The 15,453-nt window shown below is 63.6% G+C and carries 19 protein-coding genes; 9 read left to right on the top strand and 10 right to left on the bottom strand.

The annotated features are described in order from the left end of the window. Positions 1–38: 38 nt before the first annotated feature. From moaB to FJ977_RS04735, 6 genes are all read right to left on the bottom strand, one after another. Entirely contained in the window at positions 39–593 is a 555-nt protein-coding gene (gene moaB / locus FJ977_RS04765; protein ID WP_140769006.1) for a molybdenum cofactor biosynthesis protein B, read from the bottom strand. A 1-nt stretch (position 594) separates the two neighbouring features. Continuing rightward, positions 595–1,482, bottom strand: a complete 888-nt coding sequence (locus tag FJ977_RS04760) for a 4-(cytidine 5'-diphospho)-2-C-methyl-D-erythritol kinase (RefSeq protein WP_140769004.1) — start codon at positions 1,480–1,482, stop codon at positions 595–597. Between the two features lie 26 nt (positions 1,483–1,508). After that, positions 1,509–1,694 carry a membrane protein gene (locus FJ977_RS04755; RefSeq protein ID WP_013896713.1) on the bottom strand — a complete coding sequence of 62 codons (186 nt, stop codon included), beginning with the start codon at positions 1,692–1,694 and terminating at the stop codon, positions 1,509–1,511. Between the two features lie 140 nt (positions 1,695–1,834). Further along, positions 1,835–2,695: a S49 family peptidase gene (locus FJ977_RS04745; RefSeq protein WP_140769000.1), complete on the bottom strand. Its 861-nt coding sequence runs from the start codon at positions 2,693–2,695 to the stop codon at positions 1,835–1,837. Between the two features lie 80 nt (positions 2,696–2,775). Next, positions 2,776–3,591, bottom strand: coding sequence for a methyltransferase (locus tag FJ977_RS04740; protein ID WP_140768998.1), 816 nt, complete (start codon positions 3,589–3,591; stop codon positions 2,776–2,778). Continuing rightward, entirely contained in the window at positions 3,591–3,815 is a 225-nt protein-coding gene (locus FJ977_RS04735) for a DUF2007 domain-containing protein (RefSeq protein WP_056564102.1), read from the bottom strand. Before FJ977_RS04735 ends, FJ977_RS04740 begins: the two co-directional genes overlap by 1 nt. Before the next feature lie 199 nt (positions 3,816–4,014). On the opposite strand from FJ977_RS04735, the gene FJ977_RS04730 reads away from it, so the two are divergent. The 5 genes from FJ977_RS04730 (at position 4,015) to FJ977_RS04710 (ending at position 8,978) form a co-directional block, all read left to right on the top strand. Then, complete coding sequence (locus FJ977_RS04730; RefSeq protein ID WP_140768996.1) at positions 4,015–5,031, top strand: polyprenyl synthetase family protein; 1,017 nt, start codon at positions 4,015–4,017, stop codon at positions 5,029–5,031. 107 nt (positions 5,032–5,138) lie between these two features. Continuing rightward, positions 5,139–5,807 (top strand): GntR family transcriptional regulator, encoded by a 669-nt coding sequence (locus tag FJ977_RS04725; protein WP_140768994.1) that lies wholly within the window; start codon positions 5,139–5,141, stop codon positions 5,805–5,807. A 184-nt stretch (positions 5,808–5,991) separates the two neighbouring features. Next, complete coding sequence (locus FJ977_RS04720) at positions 5,992–6,585, top strand: biotin transporter BioY (protein WP_140768992.1); 594 nt, start codon at positions 5,992–5,994, stop codon at positions 6,583–6,585. After that, positions 6,582–7,019 carry a DUF1284 domain-containing protein gene (locus FJ977_RS04715; protein WP_140768990.1) on the top strand — a complete coding sequence of 146 codons (438 nt, stop codon included), beginning with the start codon at positions 6,582–6,584 and terminating at the stop codon, positions 7,017–7,019. Before FJ977_RS04720 ends, FJ977_RS04715 begins: the two co-directional genes overlap by 4 nt. A 183-nt stretch (positions 7,020–7,202) precedes the next feature. Beyond that, positions 7,203–8,978 carry a tetratricopeptide repeat protein gene (locus FJ977_RS04710; RefSeq protein ID WP_140768988.1) on the top strand — a complete coding sequence of 592 codons (1,776 nt, stop codon included), beginning with the start codon at positions 7,203–7,205 and terminating at the stop codon, positions 8,976–8,978. A 68-nt stretch (positions 8,979–9,046) separates the two neighbouring features. Here the strand turns inward: FJ977_RS04710 and FJ977_RS04705 are convergent, their stop codons facing one another. After that, positions 9,047–9,508 (bottom strand): GNAT family N-acetyltransferase, encoded by a 462-nt coding sequence (locus tag FJ977_RS04705; protein ID WP_140768986.1) that lies wholly within the window; start codon positions 9,506–9,508, stop codon positions 9,047–9,049. Positions 9,509–9,736: 228 nt separating this feature from the next. On the opposite strand from FJ977_RS04705, the gene FJ977_RS04700 reads away from it, so the two are divergent. Beyond that, complete coding sequence (locus tag FJ977_RS04700; RefSeq protein ID WP_181179663.1) at positions 9,737–10,657, top strand: glycine--tRNA ligase subunit alpha; 921 nt, start codon at positions 9,737–9,739, stop codon at positions 10,655–10,657. A gap of 1 nt (position 10,658) precedes the next feature. Here FJ977_RS04700 and FJ977_RS35695 read toward each other — a convergent pair whose 3' ends face one another. Beyond that, a complete protein-coding gene (locus tag FJ977_RS35695; protein WP_181179597.1) occupies positions 10,659–10,835 on the bottom strand; it encodes a hypothetical protein in 177 nt (58 codons plus the stop codon). A gap of 259 nt (positions 10,836–11,094) precedes the next feature. Between FJ977_RS35695 and FJ977_RS04695 the strand changes: the two genes are divergently transcribed. The 3 genes from FJ977_RS04695 (at position 11,095) to FJ977_RS04685 (ending at position 14,346) form a co-directional block, all read left to right on the top strand. Then, a complete protein-coding gene (locus FJ977_RS04695) occupies positions 11,095–11,487 on the top strand; it encodes a DUF559 domain-containing protein (RefSeq protein WP_140768982.1) in 393 nt (130 codons plus the stop codon). Positions 11,488–11,563: 76 nt separating this feature from the next. Continuing rightward, on the top strand, positions 11,564–13,942 hold the full coding sequence (glyS, locus tag FJ977_RS04690; RefSeq protein WP_140768980.1) for a glycine--tRNA ligase subunit beta: 2,379 nt from the start codon (positions 11,564–11,566) through the stop codon (positions 13,940–13,942). A gap of 110 nt (positions 13,943–14,052) precedes the next feature. Beyond that, positions 14,053–14,346 carry an ATPase gene (locus tag FJ977_RS04685; RefSeq protein ID WP_140768978.1) on the top strand — a complete coding sequence of 98 codons (294 nt, stop codon included), beginning with the start codon at positions 14,053–14,055 and terminating at the stop codon, positions 14,344–14,346. 78 nt (positions 14,347–14,424) lie between these two features. Here the strand turns inward: FJ977_RS04685 and FJ977_RS04680 are convergent, their stop codons facing one another. After that, a complete protein-coding gene (locus FJ977_RS04680) occupies positions 14,425–14,814 on the bottom strand; it encodes a hypothetical protein (RefSeq protein WP_140768976.1) in 390 nt (129 codons plus the stop codon). Positions 14,815–14,992: 178 nt separating this feature from the next. Next, positions 14,993–15,433: a hypothetical protein gene (locus tag FJ977_RS04675; protein ID WP_140768974.1), complete on the bottom strand. Its 441-nt coding sequence runs from the start codon at positions 15,431–15,433 to the stop codon at positions 14,993–14,995. Between the last annotated feature and the right edge of the window lie 20 nt (positions 15,434–15,453).

The raw sequence follows: 15,453 nt of genomic DNA, 5'->3' as shown, positions 1-15,453 counted from the left end.
GGCAAACGCGGCGTGAAACCGGGGCTTGCCCTCGGCTTTTACGGAGCCGACTTGCCGCGCCGCAGATGTTCGTCCAGGCGCGGCATGATCTCGACGAAGTTGCACGGCATGTGGCGGTAGTCGAGCTGCGCCTTCAGGATGCCGTCCCATGCGTCCTTGCAGGCGCCGGGCGAGCCCGGCAGCACGAAGACGAAAGTGGCGTTGACGACGCCGCCGGTCGCCCGGCTCTGGATCGTCGAGGTGCCGATCTTGTCGTAGGAGATGCGGTGGAACACTTCGGAAAAGCCGTCCATGCGCTTTTCGAAGATCGGCTCCAGCGCTTCCGGGGTCACGTCGCGCCCGGTGAAGCCGGTGCCGCCGGTGGTGATGACGACATCGATATTCTTGTCCCGCGACCACGCCAGGACCGTGTCGCGGATTTTGTCGCGGTCATCGGTGACGATGTCGCGGGCGGCCAGGATATGGCCGGCCTCGGTGACGCGATCAGCCAATGTCTGGCCGGATTTGTCGTCGGCAAGGCTGCGCGTGTCGGAAACGGTCAGCACCGCGATGCGAACCGGAATGAACGAACGGCTCTCGTTAGTCCCAGGCATATCACTCAGCCTCCGATGCGATGCTGCGCGTCGCCGCGACGAACCAGTCGGGCTGGCGGCCGCGTATTTCGGCCGCCGCCCGCTTGGCGACATTGCCGGTCTCGAACAGGCCGAAGCATGTCGCGCCCGATCCGGACATGCGTGAAAACCCTGATCCGGCCTTATCAAGCCACGACAGCGCCCGTCCTATGGCGGGCTGCAGCGCCACGGCTACCGGTTCGAGATCGTTGCGGGTGACCTCCAGCCAGTTGCGCAGGCTGTGAAAATCGATGCTGCGCGGCAGTGGCGCCAGTGGTCCATTGTCGCGGCGGGAGAGCGCTGCGAAGATTTCCGCCGTCGAGACCGGCGTGCCCGGATTGACCAGCACCAGTCCAAGCGCCGAAAAATCCGGCACCATCGACAGCTCGTCACCAATGCCGCGCGCCACCAGCGGCTTTGCCGCCAGGCACATCGGGACGTCGGCGCCAAGCGAGAGGCCGATCCGTGCCAGCCCGGCATCGTCGATGGCCAGGTCCCATGTCTGTACCAGCGCGCGCAATACGGCCGCCGCGTCACTCGATCCGCCGCCGACGCCGGAGGCGACCGGCAGGTTCTTTTCGAGTTTTATGGCGACGGGCGGAGTTCGCTCGGAGCCAGCCTCCCTTCGCAAGGCGTCGCGCGCCCTCAGCACGAGATTGCTGGCGTCGAGGGGAACCGCAGGCGCATAGCGGCCGGACACAGTGAAATCGTCGCTGTCGGCGAGCGCGATTTCGACCCGGTCGCCAAAACGCGTGAACACGGCCAGGCTTTCAATCAGGTGATAGCCGTCAGGCCGCCTGCCGGTGACATGTAGCGCCAGATTGATCTTGGCATGCGCGGGCCAGGTGCGCGAACCGATCTCGGTGTCCACGGCGTCAGTCGTGTGGGGGATGATGCTCAGTCCTTGGCCAGCCGGTATTCGCCGGTCTTCGGATCCTTGACCAGCGTACCCATGGCGCCGTTGGCCGCCTGCTTTTCAGTCCGCCGCACCTTGGCCGTCACGCGCTCGGCTTCCCGGACGAAAGTGCGGTAGCCGAAATAGGCGGCGACGCCAACGACGGTGAAGAAAATGATCTGCGGCATGTCAAAACTCCTCCCACGGAGGGCCGGCGAAGGCGGCCGGTCGGGTCGGTTGATGCATGTTGCCCAAAACTGTGTCCGGTTTTGGGAAAACGACATGCACAAGACTACAAGCGCTCATGCTAGACGGTTTCGCCCGCTTTTCAAAGCCCGAAGCGAGCCCACAGCGCGCGCTCTTCCGCCGCATCGATGATGCCGCTGGCGGCAGCGCCGGCGATATCGGGCGCCGAAAAGCCCTTGCTCGAGCCGAACAGGCCGAAGCGGCTGAGGAAGCCGCGCGGCGCCGAGACCAGCCTGAGCTGGGTCTTCGCCCCGAACCGGGTCTTCAGCACGGTGCGCATGTCGCCGAGCGCATCGACGAGGCCGAGTTCCAGGCCTTTCTTGCCGGTCCAGAACAGGCCGGTGAACAGGTCCGGATCGTCCTTCAGCTTCGTGCCGCGCCGCTCCTTGACCAGATCGATGAAGGTGTCGTGGACCTCAAGCTGCAGTGCTTTCAGCCGCTCGACGTCCTCCTTCTTCTCGGGCTTGAACGGATCGAGCACCGCCTTGTTCTGGCCGGCGGTGTGGACACGGCGCTCGACGCCGATCTTCTTCATCAATTCAGGAAAGCCGAACGACGCCGAAACCACGCCGATGGAGCCGACGATGGAGGAGGGATCGGCAAAAATCTCGTCACCGGCGACCGCGATCATGTAGCCGCCGGAGGCGGCGACGTCCTCGACGAAAACCAGGACCTTCTTGTTCTTTTCGTTCGCCAGGTCGCGGATGCGCTTGAAGATCAGCCGCGACTGCACAGGCGAGCCACCGGGCGAATTGATCGAGACGGCGACCGCCGGCGCGTCGAAGGAAAAGGCCTTCTCGATGAGGCCGGCGGTGGAGGCCAGCGACAGGTTCTGCCGGAACTGGCCGCCCGACATGATGGTGCCGTGCAGCCGGATGACCGGAATGGTGACGACGGTGGAGCGCCAGGATTTCGGCAGCAGGCGGTTGAAAAGACGTTTCACGAGGACGCGGTCTCCGGTCGATTGCGTTGCAGGCATGTAGGGATTTCCCGGCCAACGGCAATGTGGCGGCCAGGAATAGCTCAATCTCCAAACAGCGAGGCGAGACCGTTGGTGATCATTTCGCTGCGCTCGTCGGGGCCATTGCCCGATTGCGCGTGCAGCATCAGGGGCGGACGGATGGCGAGCTTTCCGCGGGCTCCCAGCGCCGCGCGCACGACGATGCGGATCGCCGCTGCGTCGGGGCGAGGGTGCACGGCGAGCATCTCGGCATCGCCGAAACGGCCCGCGATCGCGTCGAGGATGGCGCCGAGCTGTTCGGGCCGCGCGATGACGGCCAACCCGCCGCGCGGCCCGACCACCGCCGCCGCACTGCGGATCCAGCTTTCGAACAGCCCGTCCTCCATGACATGGGCTTCCTTTCGCAGCCGGTCAGGCGTGGCGCGGTCCCGGGCGGCGTTGAAGGGCGGGTTCATGATGACGTAGTCGAAATCATTGTCGGCCAAACCTGCCGCCGCCCGGGCCTGGCCGGATACCGCGACATCGGCGACGAGCACGGATGCGCGATCGCTGAGATGGGCATTGCCGGGATGAGCAAGGGTGGCCGCGGCAAAGGCCGCCATTTCCGGCGCGCGTTCGACCAGCACGGCCTGGGCCGCCGGACATCGCGACAGCACGGCCAGGCCGGCGGCGCCGGCGCCGGCGCCGAAATCGGCGAGGCGTCCGCCAAAGGCGGATGGTACGGATGCAGCCAGCATCATCGCATCCATGCCGGCGCGATGGCCGCCATGCTTGGGCTGCACCAGCCAGAACCGGCCGCGATGGAAGGCGTCGACCGTATGGGCCGGCGTGTCCGGGCCAAGGGTGTCAAGGGCAGGGGCGGCTGGCGCGGCCGACATTATTTTGTGCGGATCTCGTTGGCGATGCCGGCGTCCGTCAGGATGCGCCGCGCGGCATCGACCTGGTCGGCGTCGACCATGACGCGCTTCTGCAAAAGACCGATCGACCCTTCGAGAATGCTCATATTCTGATCGGCGACAAAGCAGGCGATGCCGGCGTCGCGCATCAGCGATTCGACGAAGGAGATGATCACGGCATCGTTTGTGCGGACAAGTTCTATCATCCGATGAAACTCGCAGTTTGCGCTATTGATGTAAACGGGCGGAGATTCCCTGGCCGAACCTCGCTCCTCCAGCGGTTGACAGGCTGTTACCGACGCCGCGCCAATTCGCCACTTGCCGTGGCCGTGTCCGCCGCCCTAGAGTCCATGCCGGGACTAAGGGTGCCGTCGCACGCGTTATACCAAGACGGGAGTGATTGTCGTGGGTGTCGTTCTCAACATCGAAAACGGGAAGCGGGAACCCGCCTCCATCAAGGATCTCATCGATCTGACGGCCGCCGATATGGGGCGCGTGAACGAATTGATCCTGTCCAAGGCCGGCTCCGACGTCGAGATGATTCCCGAGGTCGCCAACCATTTGATCTCGTCCGGCGGCAAGCGGCTCAGGCCGATGCTGACGCTCGCCGCCGCGCAGATGTTCGGCTACGCCGGCGAGGGCCACGTCAAGCTCGCCACCTCGGTCGAGTTCATGCACACGGCCACGCTTCTCCACGACGATGTCGTCGACGAAAGCGGCATGCGGCGCGGCAAGAAGACCGCCCGCATGATCTGGGGCAACCAGGCGAGCGTGCTCGTCGGCGACTTCCTGCTCGGCCAGGCCTTCCGCATGATGGTCGATGTCGGCTCGCTCGAGGCGCTCGACATCCTGTCGAGCGCTGCCTCGATCATCGCCGAGGGCGAGGTCATGCAGCTTGCCGCCGCCAAGAACCTGGAGACCACCGAGGACGAGCATTTCGCCGTCATCAAGGCCAAGACCGCCGCGCTGTTTTCGGCCGCCGCCGAAGTCGGCCCCGTCATTGCCCAGGCGACCCGCAACGATCGCGCGGCCCTGCGCTCCTACGGCATGAATCTCGGCCTTGCTTTCCAGCTGATCGACGATGCGCTGGACTATGGCGGCACCAGCAAGGATCTGGGCAAGAATGTCGGTGACGATTTCCGCGAGGGCAAGGTGACCCTGCCGGTCATTCTCGCCTACCGGCGCGGCACTAAGGCCGAGCGGACTTTCTGGAAACGCGCCATCGAGGACAATATCGTCGACGACGCGGGCCTGGAAAAGGCGATCGGCCTGATGACCCGCCATGGCGCCATCGCCGACACGATCGGCCGCGCCCGCCATTTCGGTGAAATCGCCCGCGACGCGCTGGCGCCGCTGGAAGAAACGCCGCAGAAATCGGCGCTGATCGACGTCATCGATTTCTGCATCAGCCGGGTGAACTGAAAAGGCCGGCCCTATCGGAATTCCCTTGGCTCTGTGCTGGGGAGAACGCCGATGAATACGGCCTCGCCGTCTCGACAAGCTGCCCTGCCGCAAATTATCTATAAAACATGGCAAAGGGCACGGACGACACCATCGCGGTGCGCATCAGCAAGGTGCTGGCGGACCGCATCATCTCGGGTGCGATAGAGCCGGGGGCCAGGCTGCGGCAGGATCATGTCGCCGAGGAATTCAACACCAGCCATGTTCCCGTGCGCGAGGCCTTCCGCCGCCTGGAGGCGCAAGGCCTGGCCGTCAGCGAACCGCGCCGCGGCGTGCGTGTCGCCGCATTCGATCTTGGCGAGGTCAAGGAGGTCGCCGAAATGCGGGCGGCCCTCGAAGTGCTGGCACTACGCCACGCCGCGCCGCATCTGACTTCGGCCATTCTCGACCTCGCCGAGGAAGCGACCAAGGCCGGCGACAAGTCCCGCGACGTCAGGTCGTGGGAGGAAGCCAACCGCGCCTTTCACCGGCTGATCCTGGCGCCATGCGCCATGCCCCGCCTGCTCGCCACCATCGACGATCTGCATGCTGCCAGTGCCCGCTTCCTGTTCGCGGCATGGCGATCGGAGTGGGAGACGCGCACCGATCAGGACCATCGGGCGATCCTGACCGCATTGCGGCAGGGAAACACCGAATCGGCCGCTGCAACGCTGGGGCGCCATGTCCAATGGATCGGCCGCAAGCCGGTCAGGACGGCCTCCGGCGCGACGCGCGAAGCCTTCGCGATCGTGGGTTGAAGGAATGTCGCCCAAAAGTGGCTCCCAATTTGGAGCCACAAAGCAATGACCTCAAAGCGCGTCGCGACGCAGTTCAGACGGGTCTTTGTCGTGGGAAGGCTTGCTATGTCGCGAGAAATGTGGATTCGATAATAGATTGAAAACAGAAATTATCTATAATTTCAAATCGGTCGAAGGAAACCCTATGACAGACATCGCATTCACGTCCCGCAAGCCGTCCTTCAGCCCGCTTCGGCTCCAGGATCGCTCGCTCGCCTGGCAAGTTGGAGCCGTCGTGCTCGGGACGCTGTTCCTGGCGCTGTCATCCTACATCGAAGTGCCGATGGTGCCGGTGCCGGTGACCATGCAGACTTTCGCGGTGACATTGATCGGTGCGCTTTATGGCTGGCGTCTGGGCGCAATCACCATCGCCGCATGGCTTGTCGAAGGCGCGGCCGGTTTTCCGGTCCTGGCCGGCGGCGCTGCCGGTGCCGCGCATTTCGTCGGGCCGACCGGCGGCTATCTCTTCGCCTTTCCGGTCACCGGCGCGCTGGTCGGCTGGCTGGCCGAGCGCGGCTGGAACGGCAACAGGGTGGTGCTTGCCTTCGCCGCCATGCTGCTCGGCAATCTGGTCTGCCTGGCTCTCGGCACGGCTTGGCTTGCCGTCATGATCGGCGCCGAGAAGGCCATAACCTTCGGCTTCCTGCCGTTCATCGTCGGCGGATTGCTGAAGTCGGCGCTCGGTGCGGCGACACTCATGGCGCTGCGCGGCGGCAAGGCCAGGCCGGCCAATCCGTGACGGTCAGGCTGCGCGCCCATCACCTCCTTTGCCTGCTGACCTATGTGGGCAAGGGATACAGCCCCGCCTTCACCGTCAATTATGACGCGATCGCGCAGCGCCTGAGCCGGGGCGAGGACATCCTCCTCGTCTCGGATCCGGATGATGTCTGCGCGCCGTTGCTCGACGGGTCGGAACCGCATTGTCTCAACGAGAGCGTCATCGAGCGGGACCGGCTTGCGGCACGCGATGTCGAGGATTTGCTGGCCCTGCCAATCCAACCCGGCGTCCGCCTCGATCTCGATGCGGCAACACTGGCGCGGATGCGCCGGGCGTTTTCCGTTGGTGGCGTACGCAAGGCTTGCGGTGGCTGCGAATGGAACGAGTTGTGCAGCGCGATAGCGGCCGGCGGCTTTCCTGACACCAAGGTGCAGCGGTCCGTCGTGCCGCGCTGACCTTGACGCCGGCTTTTCCCCGGTCGAAAATCCGCTCCAGCCATGGTTTGTTAATCGGCTGACCCGATTGTGAATTTCAGGCGGATTGAAGCGCGACCCCAAAAAGGCCATGCTTTGCCCGGAAAGATCGAGTCTACGTCGATCCCGCTGACGCGGAGATGGCGCCTGGCTGAAAGGGATACGATGCAGCAAGGACGTGCGCGCTGGCTGACAAGGCTGGCAATTGTGACGGGCATGGCGATCTCGGCTTTGCCGGCCTATGCCAAGCAATCCACCGAACCGGTCAAGATTTCCTCGTTCTCGGGTGCCTATCTGGCTGCCCGGATCGCCGAAGGCGACAACGACCTCGACAGCGCCATCGCCTACTACAAGCAGGCCCTGGCCTTCGACCCGAGCGACACCGGCCTGCAACAGAGCCTGATGCTGTCGCTGATCGCGCAAGGCCGATTCGACGAATCCCTGGTCTATGCCGACAAGCTCAAGGAGGTGCCCGATGTCGAGCGCTTCTCGCGCCTGGCGCTGGCTGTCGATTCCTTCCACAAGAAGGATTTCACCAAGGCGCAGTATTGGCTCAAGCTGTCGCTGGAATCCGACCTCGACCGGCTGATCTCCGGCGTCATGTCCGGTTGGGCCCAACAGGGTGCCGGCCAGGCCAGCGATGCAATGGCCTCCATCGACAAGCTTCAGGGCCCGGACTGGTTCGGCCTGTTCAAGTCCTTCCACCGCGCGCTGATCGCCGATGCCTCCAACATGCCCGAGAAGGCCGAGGCGATCTACGCCGCGACGATGCAGGACACGACCGCCGGCGGCGCGGCGCCTGAAACCTGGATGCGCAATGCCCAGGCCTATGCGTCGTTCCTGGCCCGCAAGGGCGACAAGGCCAAGGCGATATCGGTGCTGGATCAGGCCGAAACGTTTTCGCCGGGCAAGCTCGAAATCGTCACCTTGCGCGACAGGATCGCCAAGGGCGACAAGATCGCGCCGTTTGTCTCAGGTCCGTCCGACGGCGCTTCCGAAATCCTGCTCGATCTCGCCACCGCGCTCAACCGTGGCGGCGGCGAGCCGTTCGTCCGTCTTTATCTGCAATACGCCCTGGCTCTGCGGCCTGACAGCGACGCGGCCCTCGTGCAGCTTGCCGCCGTCGCCGAACAGTTGAAGGACGGCGAGGGCGCCATCGCGCTCTATCGGCGCATCCCTGATTCTTCGCCGCTGAAAGAGCTTTCGGACTTGCAGCTTGGCCTCAACCTTGCCGATCTCGACCGCCATGACGAGGCGATCACCCACCTGAAGGCCTTCGTCGACGCCCATCCCAACGACATGCGCGCCTATCTGGCGCTCGGCGGCGTCTATTCCTCCAAGGATGATTTCCGCTCGGCCGCCAATCTCTACGACAAGGCTGTCGAGGTGCTGAAGACCCCGACCGCGGCCAACTGGAACATCTTCTACCAGCGCGGCATCGCCTATGAGCGCCTGAAGGAATGGCCAAAGGCCGAGCCGAATTTCCGCAAGGCGCTGGAATTGCAGCCCGACCAGCCGCAGGTGCTGAACTATCTCGGCTATTCCTGGGTCGACATGAACACTAACCTCAAGGAAGGCCTGGCGATGATCCAGAAGGCCGTCGACCTCCGGCCGAGCGACGGTTACATCGTGGATTCGCTGGGTTGGGCCTATTTCCGGCTCGGCAGGTTCGATGACGCGGTGCGCGAGATGGAGCGTGCCGTATCGCTGAAGCCGGAGGATCCGGTTCTCAACGATCATCTCGGCGATGCCTACTGGCGCGTCGGCCGCAAGCTGGAAGCCACCTTCCAGTGGAACCAGGCCCGCGACCTGAAGCCCGATCCCGATGTGCTGGCTACGCTGCAGCAGAAGCTGATGAAGGGCTTGCCGCCGATCGAATCCAACACGGCGCAGGAAACCCCGAAGGTCAAACCCGAGCCGGTGCCTGCCCCGAAGGGGTGAGGTCGGCTTTTGAATGCGAACGGGGCTCTTTTCAGGGCCCCGTTTTCGTTTGAAGCGGTGCGCAGTTCTTAAAAAAGCTTCCGGTAGACGACGAAGCCGGAGCGTTCGCCGACCTTGTCATAGAGCTTCATCGCCGTTTGGTTAGTCTCGTGCGTCAGCCAGTACACCCGGCCCGAGCCGGCGGCCTGGGCGCGCTCATAGACGCCTTCGATCAGCGCCCGGCCGATGCCTTTTCCACGCGAATCCTCTGTCGTGAAAAGGTCCTGCAAATAGCAGTTTGGTGCGATTGCCGTCGTGCTGCGATGAAAGAGATAGTGCACGAGGCCGAGGAGATGTCCCTTGCTTTCGGCCACCAGCGCATGGACCGGTTCATAGGCATCGAAGAAGCGCGACCATGTCATCGCGGTAATCCCGCTCGCCAGCGCCGTCTCGCCCGAGCGGCCATAAAACGCGTTGTAGCCATCCCAGAGTGGCAGCCATCGGTCGAAATCCTGCCGCGTGACCGGGCGGACGAGGATGGGGCTGGGCATGATTGGACCTGTCGTTATTGTTGTGAGCTGCAGGGGACGAAACAGACCGCAGCCTCCCGAGGTCGGCAATGGGCCAGTTCCCGGCAAACCTTCAACGTTGCGTCGCACCCGTTCGGCGTCCGCATCCGACGTGCCTTGCTTGACGCTTCGCCGTCGTGTCTCTAGGACGTGCCGGCAAGCTAGCCTTTGCTGTCGAGGCCACCCGTGACGATTGAAATTCCCGCCCATATGCATCCCAGCCGCTCATTCCAGGGGCTGATCCTGACCTTGCACAATTACTGGGCCGTCTATGGTTGCGTCATCCTCCAGCCCTACGACATGGAGGTCGGCGCCGGAACGTTTCACCCGGCAACGACGCTGCGCGCGCTCGGGCCGCGTCGTTGGAACGCCGCCTACGTCCAGCCCTCGCGCCGTCCCAAGGATGGCCGCTACGGCGAGAACCCGAACCGGCTGCAGCATTACTACCAGTACCAGGTGATCCTGAAGCCTAACCCGCCGAACTTGCAGGAACTCTATCTCGGTTCGCTCCAGGCGATCGGCGTCGACCCGCTGCTGCATGACATCCGCTTCGTCGAGGACGACTGGGAAAGCCCGACGCTGGGCGCGTGGGGCCTTGGCTGGGAATGCTGGTGTGATGGCATGGAAGTCTCGCAATTCACCTATTTCCAGCAGGTCTGCGGCATCGAATGCGCGCCGGTGGCCGGCGAACTGACCTATGGGTTGGAGCGGCTGGCCATGTATGTGCAGGGCGTCGACAATGTCTACGACCTCAATTTCAACGGCCGCGAAGGCGCCGACAAGGTGACCTATGGCGACGTCTTCCTGCAGGCCGAGCAGGAATATTCGCGCCACAATTTCGAATACGCCAACACGGCGATGCTGCTCAGGCATTTCGAGGACGCCGAGGCCGAGTGCAAGGCACTGCTCGATGCCGGTGCGCCGGCGTCGAACGACAATCTGCCGATGCACAAGATGGTCTTCCCGGCCTACGACCAGTGCATCAAGGCCAGCCACGTCTTCAACCTGCTCGACGCGCGCGGCGTGATCTCGGTCACCGAGCGGCAAAGCTACATCCTGCGGGTGCGCAATCTGGCGAAGGCCTGCGGCGAGGCGTTCTTGAAGACGCAGGCTGGTGGTTTGGCGGCCTGAGTCAGGCACCCCTTATTATTTCGAGGGAAGCGTTGATCGGCGACAGGACCTGGCTGCTTTGTCCGGCCATTGTCCGCAGCGCCTGCCGCACGCCCGGCATCGAGAAGGCGCCGTGGACCTGCGCCGTGAAGCAGGCGCTGAGCGCGAGGATCTGCAGAAGTCTGGATGCCGTTTTCATCGTCGTTCAGCCAATAGTTTCCTGCCTGAGCGTGGGTCGCTTCAGCGCTGCGTTCGGTTCATGGAAATCTTTGATCCAAGGACGGGCCGGATCCCCGAGGCCCGACAGGGCAGCCAAAATTTCTGGAAATCAGCCGAAGTCGGCGATCACCTCGCGGAAAGGGTGACAGCGGCCAGCCGAGTTGCTATGCCCTCTTACCTCCCCCTGGATGGGGGAGGTCGCCGCGAAGCGGCGGGTGGGGGTGCTGGCGCGACTTTCCATGCCGAAACTCGATCGGTTCAAGCTGCAGTCCGCGCAACGGCTTCGTGCGGCAATGACCGACGAAGAGCGCATCTTGTGGCGGCATCTGTGGCGCATTCCAGTCGAAGGCACTCATTTCCGCAAACAGGCGCCGGTCGGCATCTACTTCCCCGATTTCATCTCACATCGGCTGAAGCTGATTATCGAGGTGGACGGTACCCATCACAGCTTCGATGGCCAGCAACGCTATGACGAGCGTCGAACAAAATGGTTTGAGAGCCAGGGCTATCGCGTCATCCGCTTCTGGAACCATGAAATCAAAAACGAACTGGATTCCGTGCTCGATACGATTTATGCGGCGGTGGAAGAACGAAAATCCCACCTTGGCCCGCGAGACGCCGAAGGCGCTTGAGACCGAGACGCCGCCACCCCACCCCGGCGCTAACGCGCCGACCCTCCCCATCAAGGGGAGGGTGAGGAGCTAACCAATGCCTGACCTGCTTCTAGAACTCCGCTCGGAAGAGATTCCCGCCCGCATGCAGCGCAAGGCGGCGGGTGATCTCAAGAAGATGCTGACCGACGGTCTGGTCGAGGCGGGGCTGACCTATGAGGCGGCGCGCGAGTACTGGACACCGCGGCGACTGACGCTCGACATCAGGGGGCTGACGGCGCGCTCGAAGGACATAAGTGAAGAGATCAAGGGACCTTCCACCACTGCCCCCGAGCCGGCGGTCCAGGGGTTCCTGCGCAAGGCCGGGCTGTCTTCGGTCGCCGAGGCGCATGTCCACTCCGATCCGAAGAAGGGCGACTTCTATGTCGCTCACATTTCGAAGCCGGGCAGGGCGGCTGAAGAGATCATCGCCGAGCTGGTGCCTGGCATCATCCGCAATTTTCCCTGGCCGAAATCGATGCGTTGGGGGCCGGCCTCGGCCAAGCCGGGCTCGCTGCGCTGGGTGCGGCCGCTGCAGTCGATCCTGTGCACCTTCGGCCCGGAGACCGAGGAGCCTGTCGTGGTCGATTTCGAGATCGACGGCATTCGCTCTGGCAACACCACCTATGGCCACCGCTTCCTGGCGCCCGGCGAAATCACCGTGCGTCGCTTCGACGATTATGTGAGCAAGCTGGAGGCCGCGAAGGTCGTGCTCGACGCCGACCGGCGCAAGGAGATCATCCTCGCCGACGCTCGCAACCTCGCCTTCGCCAACGGGCTCGACCTGGTCGAGGACGATGGGCTGTTGGAGGAAGTGTCCGGGCTGGTCGAATGGCCTGTCGTGCTGATGGGTGAGTTCGAAGAGGCATTTCTCGCCATTCCGGCCGAGGTGATCCGATTGACCATCCGCGCCAACCAGAAGTGCTTTGTCACGCGGCCGCAAGGCGAAGGCGACGCGCTGTCCAACCGCTTCATCCTCACCTCCAACATCGAGGCCAGGGACGGTGGTAAGGAGATTGCCCACGGCAACGGCAAGGTGGTGCGCGCGCGCCTCTCCGACGCGCTCTATTTCTGGACGACCGACCAGGGCGATCTGCCGGATCTCGGCCAGCTCGAAGCTTCGGCGAAAAAGTTTGGGCTCGATCTTAAAAAGTCGCTCGACCAGCGCATGGCCCGGCTCGACCATCTCGGCGTCACCTTCCATGCCAAGCTCGGCACGCAAGGCGAACGGGTGGAGCGGATCGTGCGATTGGCGCAAGAGCTGGCGCCAATCGTCGGCGCCGATCCCGCGCTCGCCGCCCGCGCCGCCATTCTCGCCAAGGCTGATCTTACCACTGAAGTGGTCGGGGAGTTCCCCGAACTGCAGGGCGCCATGGGCCGCAAATACGCGCTGCTACAGGGCGAACATTCATCCGTGGCCGCGGCCATTGAGGAACACTACAAGCCGCAGGGCCCGTCCGACTATGTGCCGCGCGATCCGGTATCGGTCGCCGTCGCGCTCGCCGACAAGCTGGATACGCTGGTCGGCTTCTGGGCCATCGATGAAAAGCCAACGGGTTCGAAGGATCCGTATGCGCTGCGTCGTGCCGCGCTGGGTGTGGTAAGGACCATTCTGGAAAACAAGCTCAAGCTTTCGCTGGGCGTCGCCATTGCTGCCGCGATCTCGTCGGCTCTCGCTGTATACGAGCAAAAAGGCGAAGGCGCAGAGAGTCGTGGCGTGGTCGCGATGCTCGATTCCCGCATTCGCGATTACAAGGGAACAAGTCAGCTCTTGTCGGAAGCGGGCCTGATTTCCAACTTGTTGAAAGGCGGGCTTGCCAACGCAAGTGCAGAAACTTTTGGCTCCGCCGATCAGGAGCGTGAGTTCTTCGATGGCCAGCGTCTGATGGAGCTGAATGCATCGCTGTCGCCATTCATCGCCGACCTCGTTGCCTTCTTCCACGACCGCCTGAAAGTCTACCTCCGCGACCAAGGCGCCCGTCACGATCTTATCGACGCCGTCATCACGCCGCAGTCCGACGACCTCCTGCAGATCGTCCGCCGCGTCGAAGCGCTCGGCTACTTCCTCGACACCGAGGACGGCAAGAACCTGCTGGCCGGCACCAAGCGCGCGGCCAACATCCTGGCTGCTGAGGAGAAGAAGAAAACGGCGGTCGCCGAGGCAGTTGAGCCGGCCCTGTTCAAGGAGAATGCCGAGAAATCGCTGTTCGCGGCGGTGAATCAGGCCGAGAAGCAAGCCGGCGAAGCGATTCAAAACGAAGACTTTTCCGCCGCGATGCTGGCGCTTAGCGCGTTGCGCGAACCCGTTGATTCATTCTTTGAAGGCGTTCTCGTGAATGATGAAGACCTGGCGGTGCGGGCCAACCGTCTGGCGCTTCTCACGCGCATCCGCGCGGCCACCGGTCAGGTCGCTGATTTCTCGAAAATCGCCGGTTGAGCGCTCAGGAAAAATATCTGTAAGCTGACCGTTCGAGCCGGCTTACAGTCATATGACGATGATCTCTGCATGGCAGAAGGGACATGTTCCCCAACCCAACGGAGGCTTCCATGAATTCCGATCACGAAATCGAAGTGACTGAAGAAACCTCGGCCGCCGCCGAGGCGCTTGAATCCGCTTCCGAAACCGCCATCGATCACGCCGCCGCCGCCACGGTCGAAGCCGCCGATCTGTCGGATGACGACGAGGACGGCGATGACGAAGAAGGCGACGATGAAGACGGCGAAGAGTCTGACGAAGACGACGATGAAGCCGTGAAGGCCGAAGGCGACGACGCCGAGGACGAAGAGGACGCCGAAGACGGCGAGTCCGAGGAAGACGACGACAAGGAAGAAGCGGCCTGAGATTTCAATCCGGTTCTGTCGGGAAGAAGGGGCGGCGCATCGGCGCCGCCCTTTTTTATCCGTCGTCCCGGATGCTTGTCAGTTCTCCAGGATGCTGACCCGCACGCTGTTTTCGTAGACATCGACCTGGATCAGCGGTTCGCCATTGACGATGGCGCGCTTGGTCGAGGAACTCATCGCGCCGGGACGCTCCAGCATGCGCTGCAGATCGGCGCGCTGGTCGTTGGTCCTGAACCAGGCATCACCCTCATCGTCGCGGTCGCGGCGATGGAACTTGTGCCAGTTGGCGCGGTCCTGCCGCACCATCTGCGCGGCGCCGTCCAGCGCATAGCCGTCGCTCGCCTGATGATCCCGATCGGAAATACGCGCCACATAGGATCCCAGCATGTCATCGGCTTGCGCCGCGCTGGCACCCAGCAGCGATGCCAGCAAAAGCGCGGCCACGGTAACGGTCTTGGATAGTCTCATGATCAACCCCCTTTGAACGGCGAAGCCCGTCTGCCCGAGCCGCCCCTTAGCCTGAATCGCTTGACCAAATCCAGGCGGCTTCGAGCGGCCAGATACGCCAGGACGAACTCGCGCGGCAATGGTGCGCAGGGCGCCGTCAAGCTGTCAACGATCTGGCCAGCCCAGCAATTTGTGGCCGCTACTTGACCTTGCCGGCCCCGGAAGCGGGCGTCGATGCGGCTGCCCGTGCGGTCGGCTTCTTCTGCGTGCCCGACGCCGGAGCCGCCGAGGCGGTAGTCTGGGCTGGAGCGGGAGCGGTGGTGGTGGTCGTGGCCGGTGCCTTGACTTGCGTCGGTGTCGAGAAGTCGCCGCCGACCACGCCGCCGCGAATGATCATCGGGCCTGGCATGAAACCATGCCGTGGCTCGGGCGCGTTGGGGATCGCCGCCACCTTTTCATAGGTGACGTCTGGTTCGCCGAGCACAACGACGGACAGCGCGTCGCTTGCCCGGATGCCGTCCGCCTTCAGGGCAAGGATAGAGGGCGTCGCGGCCGGCGCGCCGGGAAAGACAAGCGACGAGGCTTGAGCTCCACCGCTCAACGCCGCCAGGGTGATCCCCAGCAGGATACGCACAGACACGTTTGACCACTCCCCTTTGC

Origin of the sequence: Mesorhizobium sp. B2-1-3A, assembly GCF_006442655.1 — a bacterium.
Taxonomy (GTDB): domain Bacteria; phylum Pseudomonadota; class Alphaproteobacteria; order Rhizobiales; family Rhizobiaceae; genus Mesorhizobium.
Note: the sequence above shows the minus strand (reverse complement) of the source record. Positions and strands in the feature narration are given on the sequence as shown.

Coding starts and splice junctions, on each gene's coding strand:
- FJ977_RS04725 (WP_140768994.1), top strand. CDS start 5,139: ATGGCAAAGGGCACGGACGACACCATCGCGGTGCGCATCAGCAAGGTG.
- FJ977_RS04680 (WP_140768976.1), bottom strand. CDS start 14,814: ATGAGACTATCCAAGACCGTTACCGTGGCCGCGCTTTTGCTGGCATCG.
- FJ977_RS35695 (WP_181179597.1), bottom strand. CDS start 10,835: ATGAAAACGGCATCCAGACTTCTGCAGATCCTCGCGCTCAGCGCCTGC.
- FJ977_RS04720 (WP_140768992.1), top strand. CDS start 5,992: ATGACAGACATCGCATTCACGTCCCGCAAGCCGTCCTTCAGCCCGCTT.
- FJ977_RS04755 (WP_013896713.1), bottom strand. CDS start 1,694: ATGCCGCAGATCATTTTCTTCACCGTCGTTGGCGTCGCCGCCTATTTC.
- FJ977_RS04695 (WP_140768982.1), top strand. CDS start 11,095: ATGCCGAAACTCGATCGGTTCAAGCTGCAGTCCGCGCAACGGCTTCGT.
- glyS (WP_140768980.1), top strand. CDS start 11,564: ATGCCTGACCTGCTTCTAGAACTCCGCTCGGAAGAGATTCCCGCCCGC.
- FJ977_RS04735 (WP_056564102.1), bottom strand. CDS start 3,815: ATGATAGAACTTGTCCGCACAAACGATGCCGTGATCATCTCCTTCGTC.
- FJ977_RS04740 (WP_140768998.1), bottom strand. CDS start 3,591: ATGTCGGCCGCGCCAGCCGCCCCTGCCCTTGACACCCTTGGCCCGGAC.
- moaB (WP_140769006.1), bottom strand. CDS start 593: ATGCCTGGGACTAACGAGAGCCGTTCGTTCATTCCGGTTCGCATCGCG.
- FJ977_RS04700 (WP_181179663.1), top strand. CDS start 9,737: ATGCATCCCAGCCGCTCATTCCAGGGGCTGATCCTGACCTTGCACAAT.
- FJ977_RS04685 (WP_140768978.1), top strand. CDS start 14,053: ATGAATTCCGATCACGAAATCGAAGTGACTGAAGAAACCTCGGCCGCC.
- FJ977_RS04705 (WP_140768986.1), bottom strand. CDS start 9,508: ATGCCCAGCCCCATCCTCGTCCGCCCGGTCACGCGGCAGGATTTCGAC.
- FJ977_RS04710 (WP_140768988.1), top strand. CDS start 7,203: ATGCAGCAAGGACGTGCGCGCTGGCTGACAAGGCTGGCAATTGTGACG.